Annotated in this window: 10 protein-coding genes; 4 read left to right on the forward strand and 6 right to left on the reverse strand. The window is 63.7% G+C overall.

All coding sequences use genetic code 11. The features are described 5' to 3' along the window. Positions 1-44: 44 nt before the first annotated feature. The 6 genes from REH34_RS29810 to REH34_RS29835 form a co-directional block, all read right to left on the reverse strand. Positions 45-1,367 (reverse strand): LLM class flavin-dependent oxidoreductase, encoded by a 1,323-nt coding sequence (locus REH34_RS29810; RefSeq protein ID WP_311970251.1) that lies wholly within the window; start codon positions 1,365-1,367, stop codon positions 45-47. After that, positions 1,364-3,025, reverse strand: a complete 1,662-nt coding sequence (locus REH34_RS29815; protein ID WP_311970252.1) for an ABC transporter ATP-binding protein — start codon at positions 3,023-3,025, stop codon at positions 1,364-1,366. Before REH34_RS29815 ends, REH34_RS29810 begins: the two co-directional genes overlap by 4 nt. Next, positions 3,022-3,924, reverse strand: a complete 903-nt coding sequence (locus REH34_RS29820; protein WP_311970253.1) for an ABC transporter permease — start codon at positions 3,922-3,924, stop codon at positions 3,022-3,024. Before REH34_RS29820 ends, REH34_RS29815 begins: the two co-directional genes overlap by 4 nt. Positions 3,925-3,927: 3 nt before the next feature. Beyond that, a complete protein-coding gene (locus REH34_RS29825) occupies positions 3,928-4,878 on the reverse strand; it encodes an ABC transporter permease (protein ID WP_311970254.1) in 951 nt (316 codons plus the stop codon). Next, the gene (locus REH34_RS29830) at positions 4,875-6,482 is read right to left on the reverse strand and encodes an ABC transporter substrate-binding protein (protein WP_311972192.1); all 1,608 of its coding nucleotides are present in this window, start codon (positions 6,480-6,482) and stop codon (positions 4,875-4,877) included. The genes REH34_RS29825 and REH34_RS29830 overlap by 4 nt, the downstream gene beginning before the upstream one ends. Before the next feature lie 359 nt (positions 6,483-6,841). After that, positions 6,842-8,002: an acyl-CoA dehydrogenase family protein gene (locus REH34_RS29835; protein WP_311970255.1), complete on the reverse strand. Its 1,161-nt coding sequence runs from the start codon at positions 8,000-8,002 to the stop codon at positions 6,842-6,844. A gap of 249 nt (positions 8,003-8,251) precedes the next feature. Between REH34_RS29835 and REH34_RS29840 the strand changes: the two genes are divergently transcribed. The 4 genes from REH34_RS29840 to REH34_RS29855 all read left to right on the forward strand — a co-directional run bounded on the left by REH34_RS29840 (position 8,252) and on the right by REH34_RS29855 (position 13,321). Continuing rightward, the gene (locus REH34_RS29840) at positions 8,252-9,211 is read left to right on the forward strand and encodes an ABC transporter substrate-binding protein (RefSeq protein ID WP_311970256.1); all 960 of its coding nucleotides are present in this window, start codon (positions 8,252-8,254) and stop codon (positions 9,209-9,211) included. 300 nt (positions 9,212-9,511) lie between these two features. Next, the gene (locus REH34_RS29845) at positions 9,512-10,189 is read left to right on the forward strand and encodes a sorbitol dehydrogenase family protein (RefSeq protein ID WP_226502670.1); all 678 of its coding nucleotides are present in this window, start codon (positions 9,512-9,514) and stop codon (positions 10,187-10,189) included. Further along, positions 10,186-11,838, forward strand: coding sequence for a GMC family oxidoreductase (locus REH34_RS29850; RefSeq protein ID WP_311970257.1), 1,653 nt, complete (start codon positions 10,186-10,188; stop codon positions 11,836-11,838). The genes REH34_RS29845 and REH34_RS29850 overlap by 4 nt, the downstream gene beginning before the upstream one ends. Positions 11,839-11,842: 4 nt before the next feature. Continuing rightward, complete coding sequence (locus REH34_RS29855) at positions 11,843-13,321, forward strand: cytochrome c (RefSeq protein WP_311970258.1); 1,479 nt, start codon at positions 11,843-11,845, stop codon at positions 13,319-13,321. Positions 13,322-13,492: the final 171 nt, after the last annotated feature.

The following is a 13,492-nucleotide window of genomic DNA, read 5'->3' on the forward strand; positions in this document are numbered from 1 at the left end:
AATGGACGTATCACCCCCCTGGAGGTACAGGCGGCAAGTGTCAGTCAGGACACCCGATGCTGCGTATGCCGATTGACCGGCACCGCCAGGCCGAAGTTGTCCCGCAGGGTTTGGCCTGAGTATTCCTTGCGCCACAAACCACGTTCCTGCAGCACCGGCACGACCAGCTCGGTGAACCGCGCCAGCCCATCCGGCAACAGCGAGCGGATGATGAAGCCATCGGCAGCGCCATTTTCGAACCAGTGCTGGATGGCATCGGCGACCTGCTCGGCGGTGCCGGTGAAATCACGGTTCGGTTGCGAGAAACGCAGCGCGACCTGGCGCAGTGTGAGGCTTTCTTCCTGCGCCAGGCGCTTGATCGCATCGCTGGTGCCTTTGTGGCTGTTACTGCCCAGCTCGCCGAGGTCAGGGAAAGGCGCGTCCAGGTCGTGGGGGCTGAAGTCGTAATCGTTGAAGGGACGGCCGAGGGCAACAATCGCGTCCTCGATGCTGACCAGCGCCACGGCCTGTTGGTAGCGGGCTTCGGCGTCGGCGGCATCGCGGCCGACGATGGGGCGGATGCCAGGCAGCAGGAACAGCTGCTGCGGATCGCGACCGAAGCCTTGAGCGCGCGCCTTGAGGTCCTTGTAGTAGGCATGGGCCTCTTCGAAGGTCTCAGGGCTGGCGAAAATGGCATCGGCATTCTGCGCGGCGAAGTTACGCCCGTCTTCAGACACCCCAGCCTGGAAGATCAGCGGCTGGCCCTGACGCGAACGCGCAATGTTCAGTGGGCCCTTGACCTTGAAGAACTCGCCCTGGTGATTGAGGGTGTGCAGCTTGTCAGGGCTGAAGAACTCGCCGCTGGCCTTGTTGCGCACAAAGGCGTCGTCTTCCCACGAATCCCATAGGCCCTTGACCACCTGCACGTGCTCGCGGGCGATGCGATAGCGCTGCGCGTGGGGCGGATGCTCGGCCTTGCCGAAGTTGTCGGCGGTGCCGGAAAGCCACGAGGTCACCACGTTCCAGCCGGCGCGACCGCCGCTGATGTGGTCAAGCGACGAGAGCTGCCGGGCCACCTGGAAGGGCTCGGTGTAGCTGACGGTAATGGTCGCCACCAGGCCGATGTGTTCCGTCACCGCCGCCAGCGCCGAAAGAATGGTCAGCGGCTCGAACCGATTGAGGTAATGCGGGCTGGACTTGGCGTGAATGTGCAGGCTGTCGGCGATAAAGGCGAAGTCGAAGAAGGCGGCCTCTGCGGTTTGTGCCTCCTGCTTGTAGAACGCGAAATTGGTGCTGGCATCGGCCAGCGCATCGGGATGGCGCCATTCGCCCCAGCCGTGACCGACGCCGTGAATCATCGCGCCCAGGTGCAGTTGTCGTGTGCTCATGCGGGGACTCCTTGTTTAAGTGGGGTGGCGGCCTGCGGTGGGCGGCGCCCAGGGATCGCGTCCAGCAGTTCGCGGGTATAGGGGTGTTGCGGGGTGTCGAGCACCTCACTGGCAGCGCCGCGCTCGACCACCTGGCCCTGGCGCAACACCACTACCTGGTGAGCGAGGCTGGCGACCACGGCCAGGTCGTGGGACACCAGCACGTAGGCGATGCCCAGGTCGGCTTGCAGGCTGCGCAACAGGTCGAGGATTTGCGCTTGCACCGAGACGTCCAATGCCGAAACCGGCTCGTCGAGCAATAGCAGCTCGGGCTGCAGCGCCAGGGCACGAGCGATGGCGACGCGCTGGCGTTGACCGCCGGACAGCTCGCGAGGCAAGCGATCCAGGTAGCTGGCCGGTAACTGCACCTGATCCATCAATTTGCGTGCCGCCTGGTACAACGCCTCGCCTTTGACCAGTCCGAAGGACTGCAGTGGCTCGACCACGCTCTGGAAAATCGTGAAACGCGGATCCAGGGCGGCGAAGGGGTTCTGCTGCACCAGCTGCATGCGCTGGCGGACGGGCCGGAACTGCTTCCAGCTCAAGTCGGTGACGTCCTGGCCATCGAAGCGCACCCGGCCCGCGCTGGGCGCCTCGAGGCCCAGGGCGATACGCAGACTGGTGCTTTTGCCCGAGCCAGACTCGCCGACGATGGCCAGGGTTTGTCCGGGGAACACTTCCAGGCTGAGGCCTTGCAGCGCATTAAAGCTTTGCGCCTGGCCTTTACGGGCGGGCAACCGGTAGTGCTTGCTGATGTTCTCCAGGCTCAACAGCGGCTGGCGACTGGTGTTGCCGACCGGCACTGGGCGTGGCCGGTTGCCGAACGCCGGTGCGGCGGCCAGCAGTTCACGGGTATAGGGTTGGCGCGGGTTGGAGAGCACCTGGCGGGCCGGCCCCTGCTCGACCAATTCACCGCTCTTCATCACCAACACGCGGTCGGCCCGATCGGCCGCCACGCCCAGGTCATGGGTAATGATCAACAACGAGATACCGCGGGCCTGTACCAGTTGCTCGAGGTGATCGAGGATGCGCCGCTGCACGGTCACGTCCAGCGCACTGGTGGGCTCGTCGGCGATGATCACTTGCGGGTTGCCGGCCAGCGCGATAGCGATCAACACCCGCTGGCGCATGCCCCCCGACAATTCGTGCGGATACTGGCGCGCGCGCAGCTCAGGGTTGTCCAGGCCCACCTGTTCAAGCAGTTGCAGCACGTCGGCGTCCAGCGCCGGATAACGGCGGCCGTGGGCCTGGATCAGGCTCTCGCCAATCTGCCGGCCGATGCTCAGGGTCGGGTTGAGGCTGACCATCGGGTCCTGGGGCACCAGCCCGATTACCCGGCCGCGCAACTGGCGCTTGAGCTTGTCGTTGGCATGGCTGATATCGTGCCCGGCGACGCGCAAGCTGCCGCCATCGACGCGCGCGCTTGCCGGCAGCAGGCCCATCAGCGCACTGGCCAGGGTGGTCTTGCCCGAACCGGACTCGCCGACGATGGCCAGGGTTTCGCCGGCCACCAAGTTGAAGGACAGGTTGCGCACCGCGGCAGTCACGCGCCCGCCGCTGTGGTAGCTGACACTGAGGTTGTCGACTTCGATCAAAGGGTGTGTTGTCGAGGTGCTCATCGTTCCAGCTCCTCGAAAGTACGGGCTATGTGGTTGAGGCTGAACACCACCAGCACCACATACAATCCGGGCAACAACGACACCCAGGGCGCGGTGATCAGGAACTGCCGGCCGTTGGCGATCAGAGTGCCCCATTCGGCTGCCGGTGGTTCGGCGCCAAAGCCGAGGAAGCTCAAGCCGGCGGTCGCGAGGATGGCCGCGCCGAAGTCCAGAGTGGCGAGCACCGCCACCGGGCCCCAGGCGTTGGGCAGCACATGACGCAGCAGCGTGCGCCCCCAGCTGGCCCCGCCCAGGCGCGCGGCCTCGACATAGGGCAAGGTCTTGACCCGCAACACTTCAGCGCGGGTGGTGCGGGCGAAGCCGGGGATGATGCCGACGCCGACCGCAATCGCCACCGGCAGCGTACCGAAACCTATGGCCGTGACGATCGCCAGCGCCAGCAGCAGGCCGGGCAGGGCCAGCATGACGTCGATAAAACGCATGATCACCGCATCCACCCGGCCGCCGATAAAGCCCGACACGATACCCAGGCCCAGGCCGCTGATCAGCGCCAGGCCGACCGCCAGTAGCGCGGCCTCCACCGACAGCCGCGAGCCATACAGCAAGCGGGTGTAGAGATCCCTGCCCAGCTCATCGGTACCGAACCAATGAGCAGCGCCAGGCGCCAACAGCTTGGCGGCGGGCGCAGTGGCGTAGGGATCGAGGCCGCTGAACAACCACGGCATCAGCCCTGCCAACAGGGTAAAGGCGATGAGCACTGCGGCCAGCACGAAGCCCGGACGGCGAAGCAGGGGCGCGGCTACATCAAGCAGGCGCTGCCAACGACGGCGCGGCTGCCACAGCGCTGACTCGGCAGGTTGGGTGTGGCCACGGCTGGATAATTGATCGAAGGCGGTCATGGTTCAAGTCACCTTGGGGGCGTGAGTGATACGCGGGTCGAGCACCGGATAGAGCAGGTCGACCAGCAGATTGACCAGTACGAAGGCCGCGGCGGACACCGTCACGATCCCCAGTACCACCGGAATGTCCTGACGCATCACGGCTTCCTGGACCAGGCGGCCGACACCGTTGCGCGCGAAGATGGTTTCGACCAGTACGGCGCCGGACACCGTGTTGCCGACCTGCAGGCCGATAAGGGTCAGCAGCGGCAATGCAGCGTTGCGCAGACCGTGGCGTGCCTGCACTTGCGCGCGGCTCAGGCCCTTGGCGTAGGCGGTGACGATGTAGGGTTCACGCGACACATCGGCGAAGCCGCGCTGCAGCACTTGCGCATACACCGCGGCGCTGGGAATCGCCAGAGTCACGGCGGGGAGGACCAGACTCGAAAAGCCGATGCTGCCCGTGGACGGGAACCAGCCCAGGCCGAATGCGAATACCTGGATCAGCAACAAGCCCATCCAGAACACCGGCACCGAAAAGCCCAAGGCCGGCAAGCGGGCAAGCGCGGTTTTCAACGGCTGCCAGCGCACATAGGCGGCCAGGTAGGCCAGGCCGATACCACCGAACAACGACAGGAGGATCGCGAAGCCGGCCAGCGACAGCGTCTGCGGCAGGCGTTCGGCGAGGATCGAGGTCACCGGCCGATTGAGCGTCAGCGATTGCCCCAGATCGCCGTGCAACACGCCCCAGAGCAAGTGCACATAGCGCTGGATCAATCCTTGGTCGAGGCCGTAATAGGCGCGAGCCTTGGCCAACTGCTCGGGCGACAGTGAGTCGACCTCCATTCCGGACGCACTGAGCATGATCGACAACGGATCGCCGGGCAGCAGGTACAGGATGAAATAGGTGACCGTATAGGCGCCCCACAGCACCAGCCCGGCTTGGGCGATCCGACCGAGCAGGTAGCGCTTCATGGCTTGATCTCGATGTCGTTGAGGAACGCGAAGCCCTCGGCGCTCCAGTGGAAGTTCTGCACCCGCTTGGCGGTGGCGGCCTGCCAGACGCGTTCGTAGACCGGAATCGCCGAGCCTTGGTCGATCAACAGATCCTGCAAACCGTCATAGGCCTGGGCACGTTGTTCGGAGGTGGTCGCGGTGAGGCCGGCGTCGAACAATGCGGTCGCCTGGCCAAGGATCGCCGGTGGGTAGATGTTGGTGGCCACGGTTGCGCTGTAGGCGCTGCGTGGGTCGAGGATTGTTTGCAGGATGATTGGATCGGCGCGCGTCATGTAGGTGGACGTCAGGTCGTAGTTGCCTGAGGCATTGGCCGCCGCCCATTCGGCTTTGGTCTGCACGCGCAGCTTGAGGTCGACGCCGATCTTGCGCAGCTGGTCCTGGATCAGCACGTCGCCTGGGGTCTCTTTGATGGCCAGGTTGTCGACCAGGGTCAAACGCTTGCCATCCTTGGCGCGGTAGCCGTCGGCACCTTTGAGCCAGCCGGCCTTGTCGAGCAATTGTTCGGCGCCTTGCGGGTCGTAGCCGAGTTTGGCGCCTTGACTGCGGAAATACGGGGTGCTGACGTCGAACACGCCATCGACCACCGGGAAGTCCTGGCTGTACACGGTGCTGGCGTAGGTCTTGCGGTCGATGGCCTTGAGCAGCGCCAGGCGCACGTTGATGTCCGCCAGAATGCGCGTGCCACTGGTGTTGGGGTACAGATTCAGCGCCGGGCCGGGCAGCGAACGGCTCTGGATGGTAGCGCCCTTGCTCTGGAACAACTTGAGATCGACCTCCGAAAACGGATCGCGCGGCCACAGAATGTCCACTTGGCCCTGTACGAATTGGCCGTTGCGTACGCTTTCTTCCGGTACATAGGTGACATCGATCGCGGCCAGGTGCGCTTCGCCCTGGTTCTGTACGTTGGCCGACGCCCAGGCGTAGCCTTTGCGCCGGGTCAGGCGCAGACCGGATTCGGGGGTGTAGTGGTCGAGGACGAACGGGCCAGTGCCGATGATCGCACCCAGCGAGCGCTCCTTGGCCGTCTTGCGATAGGACTCCGGGGCCAGGATCGCCAGGTTGGTGGTCGAGGTCGCCTGCAGGAATCCGGCGTTGGGCTTTGCCAGCACCAGCTTGACGGTCAGCGGATCAATCACTTCAGCGTGGTCATAACCGGCCAGATAGGTGGCGCCAAAGGCGCTGGGCAGGGCGGCTGCGAAGGCTTTGTCGGTATCGAAGGCGGTTTTTACCGCTTGGGCATCGAAGGCTTCACCGTTACTGAACGTCACGCCCTTGCGCAGGTGGAAGGTGTATTCGCGAGCATCAGCGCTGATATCCCAGCGTTCGGCGAGCCAAGGAATGATCTTGCCCGTTTGCGGGTCCTGGTCGGTCAATGATTCGGCAATGTTGCGCAGTACGACGCGGTGCTCGAGCCAATAGACCTGAAAGGGATCGAGGCTCACCAACTGGGTGTTGTCCGAGAAGAAGGCGATCTTCAAGGTACTGGCAGCCTGCGCATCGGCCTGCGAGGGCGAGCAGCCAGGCAAGGCCGCGGCGCCCGTCAGCAGCATGGTCAGAGCCATTGCGGTGCGGGGCGCGGTGGCGCAGGCCAGGGAACGGTGCAGGAAGGGGATGAGCATAGCGAGCGTAGTCCATCGCGTCTGACGCTGGCCCGTGGAAGGGGTGCAGGTTCGATAGCGTTAAAGTGGGTTAGTGGGCGTGACGCGGTCGTCTGCGCTCGATGATATTTGCATAAAAGATGTCAGTGAAATTCTATTTAGAAATATGCATATTATTCTCGGCCCGCATCTATGGCCGACAAAACATGCAATTAACTGATTTCTAAACCCTCTCTGGCGAGAGGCTTGCTTCCGACCGTCGGTGCCTTCGCACCGACCAGGTTTTGATGCCTGTTTTCGGCACCGCACGCGCAGTACCCGCGCTACTGGGTAAAAGCGCTGCGCCCCGCGGCAGCCAGCACCACATCATCCTGCGGGGTATGCACCCGGCTACACAACACATTGCGAAAGTGCCGTTCCAGCGGGTTTTTTCGCGACAGGCCAGGGTTGCCTGCGGCCTCGATGGCCAACTCCACCGCCTTGATCGCGTTGGTACTGACCAGTTGCTTGAGCTGGCCCGCGTGCCCCGAAGCCATATGCCCGGCAGCGGCGCTGTCGAGCACGTGGCGGTTGGTAAACAGCAGGGTATCGATACGCCCGACCACTTCCTGGAAGCGTGGCAGCGTCGACAGCGGCTTGCCGAGGTTGGTCGGCACTCGTTCTTGCAGAAACGACACCAGCCAGTCCCGGGCCGCATGGGCCACGGCGTCGTACAGGCTGCCCAGCAGCACCGACATCCACAGCAAGCCCTCGCCATCGAGCACCGCCTGCGGCGCGCTGGCCGGATTGACTGACACCGCGTGATCGAGCGGCAGCAGTACCTCGTCGAACTCGACGCGGTGGCTGCAAGTGGCGCGCATGCCCAGGTGATCCCATTCGTCGATGATGCGTACGCCCGGGCTGTCTTTGTGCACCAGAAAACCACCCACCAGCGGATCGGCATCATCACTGCGCGCCCACACCAGGTACCAGGTCAAGCCATGGCTGCCAGTGCAATATTGTTTGCTGCCACTCAGGCGCCAGCCCTCGGCGGTGCGCCGCGCAATGGTGGCCGGCAAACCGCCTCGGGCAGGGGTACCGAGATCCGGCTCGACGCGGAACGCGTTGACCAGCGCGCCGTTCTCCACAGCATCGCGGCCCAGGCGCTGGCGCAGTGGCGCGGGCCAGCGCTGGTCATCCTGCAAACGCAGATGCTGCAGGTATTGCATGATCAGGATCAGCGCCGTCGAAGGCTCACCTTTGGCCACGGCAGCAATCACCTTGCGCGCTGTCGGCAAGTCACTGCCGCTACCGCCCAAGGCCTTGGGCACGGTAAGGCTTAACAGGCCATGGCTGTGCAACAGGGCAAAGTTGGCGGCGGGGAACGTCCCCAGTCGATCCTGCTCGGCGGCAGTGGCGGCGAGTGTTTCGGTAACCGATGCCAGCACGGCATCCAGGTCCAGTGATTGTGGCGCGGGGCTGAACAGGGCGGCGGAAAGGGTCATCGGGCACGTCTCCATGGGGCCAATCGGTAACAAGCGTTCACCTGCTCGTCCGTAAGGGTAGGGGCCATGACCCTATGCCTACCGGTGGGTCCGTGTGAAATGCTTTATGGATCTAAGCTAATGATCATATTTTGCATATTAGGATATGAATAAAATGCATTTCACCGATGTGTTAATTCCATTTATAGTATAAAAAAATCGGATTAAGACGATTTAGTTCTAATTTCACTTCCTTGAAAGGACCTGCACATGCCTCCCTTTATACGATTCCTGGCGCTTGGCGCCGCTCTGCTGGTGGCTGGCCAGGCCGCGGCGGCTGATCGGGTCGAACTGCGCATCGGCGACCAGAAAGGCAATATGCGCGCGCAACTCGAAGCTGCCGATGCATTGCGCGACTTACCCTATGACATTCGTTGGTCCGAGTTCCCTGCGGCGGCGCCACTGGCCGAAGCGCTGAATGCCGGCGCCGTGGACGCGGGCATCATCGGCGACGCACCGCTGCTCTTCGCTCTGGCCGCCGGGGCGCAGGTAAAGGCGATCGCGGTGGACAAATCCGACGGCTACGGCACCGCCGTGCTGGTCGCGCCGGACTCACCACTCAAATCCGCGGCCGATCTCAAGGGCAAGCGCATCGCCACCGGACGCGGCTCGATCGGCCACTTCGTCGCCCTCAAGGCGCTCGCCAGCGTCGGCTTGAGTGAAAAGGACGTGGACTTCCGTTTCCTCGGCCCGGTGGACGCGAAGATGGCCCTGGCCAATGGCTCGGTGGACGCCTGGGCGACATGGGAACCCTATACCGCGCTGTCGGAGCTGACCAAACAGGGCAGGGTGCTGGTCAATGGCAGCCAGCTGACCACCGGCAACAGCTTCCTGGCGGCGACCGACACGGCGCTGGCCGATCAAGCCAAGCGTGCCGCCTTGCAGGATTATCTGGCCAGGGTGGCAAAGGCGCAGGTGTGGGCGTATGCAAACCTCGACAGCTATTCGCGCAGCCTGGCGAAGATCATCGGTTTCCCGGAAGATGCCGCGCGCTTGCAGTTCGAGCGACGCAAACTGCACTGGGAGAGCCTGGATGCCCACACCATCGACCAACAGCAGGAAACGGCGAATTTCTACCAGGCGCATGGGCTGATCAACAAACCGCTTGATGCGAAATCGACCTTTGCCCAAGGGTTCAGCATCCCTACTGGCAACACCGCGGCAAAATAACCCTGAGAAAACCCTTTGGCGAGGCAGCTCGCCCCTGATGAGGGTCAGGCAGATAAGCGGTGTTGCTTGGTAGCAATCGGAAGCGAGCCGTCTCATCCCAGTGAACGACGCGCGATTAGTTTATTTTGTGCAACAGTGTTTTGCGAAGATGTAACAAGATTTGTCTTGATTAGGCTGGTTGTTTCATACGACCCTACGCGGCAATTCGCCACACTGGGCTGCTGCCAGGAAACCTGGGCAGTGCAGGGCGGACATCAACCTGTCGGGATCCTCCCCCGGCAGGTTTTTTTAAGACTCAGTATGAAACCGGTTTCAGTGCCTTTGATCCTGCCGATAGAGCAGGGCGGCGTGCTGTTCAAAGCCCTTGACGAGATGAACATGAAACACACTCCCCCTCTGACGTGCGAACAGGCGACCAGCGCTCCGGCTGGCGCGTGGGCCGCGCCGATGCATCGCCGTACCGTGTTGCTGGGCATGACGGCCAGTGCGCTGAGCCTTGGCCTCGCCAGCCTGGCTGTCCCCGGGCTCAGCTTCGCCGCACAAGCGCCCGGCCTGAACGCCTCGCGTTTCCTTCAGGCTTCGCAAGTGTTGACCGGCTATGACAACCTCGATGCGCTGACGGCCCAGCGCATCAGCGCCGCCATGATCGCCCAACAGCCGGCGATGGCTGCGCAACTGACCGCCCTGGCTGATCTGGTGCAGGTCCCGGCCAACGTATTCAATGCCGAGGCCTTGCTGGCCGCCGCCAAACAGGCTGGCGTCGGTGATGCCGCTTTGGCCGTGGTCGCCGCCTGGTTCAAAGGCACCGTGGGGCATGGCCAGACCGCTCAGTTGGTGGCCTACAAGGAAGCACTCATGTATCGCCCGGTGAGCGACGGTTTGATCGTGCCGACCTATTGCGGCAACGGCCCACTGTGGTGGACCGCACCGATTCCAGATGCCAGTGCACCCGCCGCCGGACCGAGGACTGCCGTATGAAAGCGCCCGTATTTGCAGAGAACGGCGATGTCAGCGCCGACGTCATCGTGGTCGGTTCCGGCGTGGCCGGCGCCTTGATCGCCAATCAGTTGGTCAGCGAAGGCTACTCGGTAGTCATCCTCGAAGCGGGCTTGCGCATTCAGCGCGCCCAGGCCGTCGAGAACTGGCGCAACATGCCGTTCGATAATCGCATCGGTTCGGACTTCCAGGGGCTGTACCCGCAGGCCGAACACGCGCCAGCGCCGCTGTATTTCCCGAAAAACAACTACGTGGGCCTCGACGGCCCGAGCGGCAGCAGCTTCCAGCAGGGTTACCTGCGCACCTTGGGCGGCACCACCTGGCACTGGGCGGCCTCGTGCTGGCGCCATCTGCCGGTGGACATGCGCATGCAGTCCGAATACGGCGTAGGCCGCGACTGGCCGATCAGCTATGACGAGCTCGAACCCTATTACTGCCGCGCCGAAGAAGCCATGGGCGTCGCCGGCCCAAGCGACCCGCAGATGGAATCGCCGCCTGAGCGCAGCAAGCCGTACCCCATGGACATGGTGCCTTGGGCCTATGGCGACAAGCGCTTTGCCGAAGTGGTCAACGCCCACGGCTACAAGCACATCCCGATCCCTCAAGGGCGCAGCACGCGGCCGTGGAAAGGCCGTCCGACCTGCTGTGGCAACAACAACTGCCAGCCAATCTGCCCGATCGGTGCGATGTACAACGCCATTCACACCATCGAGGAAGCCGAGCGCCATGGCGCTGTGTGCATCACCGAAGCGGTGGTCTACAAGGTCGATACCGATGCGGCCAACCGCGTCAGCGCCGTGCACTGGCTACGCCCCGATGGCTCCTCGCGCAAAGCGACCGGCAAGGTCTTCGCTTTGGCCTGCAACGCGCTGGAAACCCCGCGCCTGCTGCTCATCGCGGCTAACGAGCAGAACCCCAACGGTATTGCCAACTCGTCCGACCAGGTCGGGCGCAACATGATGGATCACTCGGGTTTCCACTGCTCGTTCATCGCCAACGAGCCGCTGTGGATCGGCCGCGGCCCGGCCCAGAGCAGCTGCATCGTCGGCCCGCGCGACGGCGATTTCCGCGGCCAGTACTCGGCCAACAAGATGATCCTCAACAACATCACCCAGGTCGGCAAGGCTACCGAGCAGGCTCTGGCCATGGGCCTGGTGGGCCAGGCCCTCGAAGCCGAAATCCGCCGCCGCGCCAGCCACGGCGTCGACCTGTCGATCAGCCTCGAGCCACTGCCGGACCCGAACAACCGCCTGACCCTGAGCAAGACCCGCAAGGACCCGCACGGCCTACCGTGCCCAGACATCTTCTACGACGTTGGTGACTACGTGCGCAAAGGCGCCGAAGCCGCGCACAAGCAACTGGAGCACATCGGCCAGCTGTTTGGCGCTACCGAGTTCGTCATCACCACCAGCCTCAACGCCAACAACCACATCATGGGCGGCACCATCATGGGCAGTAACCCCAAGGATTCGGTGGTCGATGGCGATTGCCGTGCCCACGACCACGCCAATCTATGGTTGCCCGGTGGCGGCGCGATGGCGTCGGCCAGCGTGGTCAACACCACCCTGACCATGGCCGCCCTGGCGATCAAGGCAGCCGACTCCATGAGTCAGGCCCTGGCGCGAGGATAAGTCGATGATCACCAGACATTTACGTGCTGCATCTCTCCAGGCAGCGCTAGGCCTGACGCTGCTCGGTGCAGGCTTGAGCCTGCCGGCCTACGCCCTGGAGTCCGTACCCGGTGCCGCGACGACCCCGGTCGCGGCGGCGCCGACCCTGGAAGAGCAGGGCAGGCGCCTGGCAGTGGCCGGCGACTGCATGGCCTGCCACACCGTCCCCGACAGCGACAAACCCTTCGCCGGTGGTTATGCGATCAACTCGCCTTTTGGCGCGATCTACTCCACCAACATCACGCCGTCGAAAACCGCCGGCATTGGCAACTACACCGAGCAACAGTTCGCCGCCGCCGTGCGCGATGGCGTTCGCGCTGACGGCAGCCGCCTGTACCCGGCCATGCCGTACACCTCGTACGTACACCTGACCGATCAGGACGTCGCCGCGCTGTATGCGTACTTCATGCATGCGGTCAAACCGGTGGATGTGCCTGCGCAGGTCACGGCGCTGAACTTCCCGTTCAACCTGCGCTTCTCGATGGTCGGCTGGAACCTGTTGTTTCTCGACAGCCGTGACACGTCCAAGACGGCGGCCAGTGTGGCGGCCAGCGACGCGCAGTTGCAGCGCGGCGAATACCTGACCAACACCCTGGAGCACTGTGGCGCCTGCCACACGCCGCGCAATCCCTTGATGGCCGAGATCAAGAGCAAGGCCCTCACCGGTGGCATGGTCGGCCCCTGGTACGCGCCCAACATCACCTCTGATCCGGTCAGCGGTATCGGCGCCTGGAGCGATCACGAACTGATCGAATACCTGGGCACCGGCCGCGCCAAAGGCAAGAACCAGGCAGCTGGCGGCATGGCGGAAGCGGTGCAGAACAGCTTGCAGTTCCTGCCGCGCGAGGACCTGGCCGCTATCGTCGCCTACCTCAAGAGCACTAAACCGGTGAGGGAGCCGGGGGCCACAATCGCGGCGTTCAGCTACACCGGCAATGGCAACAGCCTGGCTGAAAGCACGCTGCGCGGTGTCGGCAAATACAACGAGCACGACAGCCTGCACAGCGGCGAGGCGCTCTACAGCGGCCTGTGCGCCAGCTGCCACCAGCCGTCAGGCAAGGGCAGTGCCAATCAGGCCTATCCCTCGTTGCTGAACAACACCGCCACCGGCCTGAGCACGCCCGCCAACTTGATCTCGGCGATCCTGTACGGGGTCGATCGGCTGGACGGCGAGCATCATGTGCTGATGCCACGGTTTGACGGCACGTCCTATGTTCAGCCGTTGAACGACCAGCAAGTCGCTGACGTTGCCAACTTCGTGTTGCAGCATTACGGCAACGGTGCGGTCAGCGTGTCGGCCAAGGACGTAGCAGTCGCCCGTAATGGCGGTGAAGCGCCGTTGCTGGCGGTGGTCCAGCCGTACATCCTGCCAGCCATAGTGGTGGGCATCGTCGTGGTGATCGGCCTGCTTGCGCTATGGCTCCGCCGCCGCAAACCCCACTGATATCCCGCCCTCTAGCGAGGCGGCTTGCCCCGACAGGCCTGACGGGCTTCATACCCGTCAGGCCTAGCTTCACCCCCTCAGATCGCGTCACATCGCAACATATCGATAGAACATTTTCGTCGGTGTGCCTGGAGGCTTTTTCCGGTACTAATAGCGGCCACATCCGACCCC

This window comes from Pseudomonas baltica, from assembly GCF_031880315.1.
In the GTDB taxonomy this organism is placed as follows: Bacteria; Pseudomonadota; Gammaproteobacteria; order Pseudomonadales; family Pseudomonadaceae; genus Aquipseudomonas.

Excerpts from the sequence above, each read along its gene's own strand:
- REH34_RS29850 (WP_311970257.1), top strand. The coding sequence starts at position 10,186 with ATGAAAGCGCCCGTATTTGCAGAGAACGGCGATGTCAGCGCCGACGTC.
- REH34_RS29855 (WP_311970258.1), top strand. The coding sequence starts at position 11,843 with ATGATCACCAGACATTTACGTGCTGCATCTCTCCAGGCAGCGCTAGGC.
- REH34_RS29830 (WP_311972192.1), bottom strand. The coding sequence starts at position 6,482 with ATGGCTCTGACCATGCTGCTGACGGGCGCCGCGGCCTTGCCTGGCTGC.
- REH34_RS29825 (WP_311970254.1), bottom strand. The coding sequence starts at position 4,878 with ATGAAGCGCTACCTGCTCGGTCGGATCGCCCAAGCCGGGCTGGTGCTG.
- REH34_RS29845 (WP_226502670.1), top strand. The coding sequence starts at position 9,512 with ATGAAACCGGTTTCAGTGCCTTTGATCCTGCCGATAGAGCAGGGCGGC.
- REH34_RS29835 (WP_311970255.1), bottom strand. The coding sequence starts at position 8,002 with ATGACCCTTTCCGCCGCCCTGTTCAGCCCCGCGCCACAATCACTGGAC.
- REH34_RS29840 (WP_311970256.1), top strand. The coding sequence starts at position 8,252 with ATGCCTCCCTTTATACGATTCCTGGCGCTTGGCGCCGCTCTGCTGGTG.
- REH34_RS29820 (WP_311970253.1), bottom strand. The coding sequence starts at position 3,924 with ATGACCGCCTTCGATCAATTATCCAGCCGTGGCCACACCCAACCTGCC.
- REH34_RS29810 (WP_311970251.1), bottom strand. The coding sequence starts at position 1,367 with ATGAGCACACGACAACTGCACCTGGGCGCGATGATTCACGGCGTCGGT.
- REH34_RS29815 (WP_311970252.1), bottom strand. The coding sequence starts at position 3,025 with ATGAGCACCTCGACAACACACCCTTTGATCGAAGTCGACAACCTCAGT.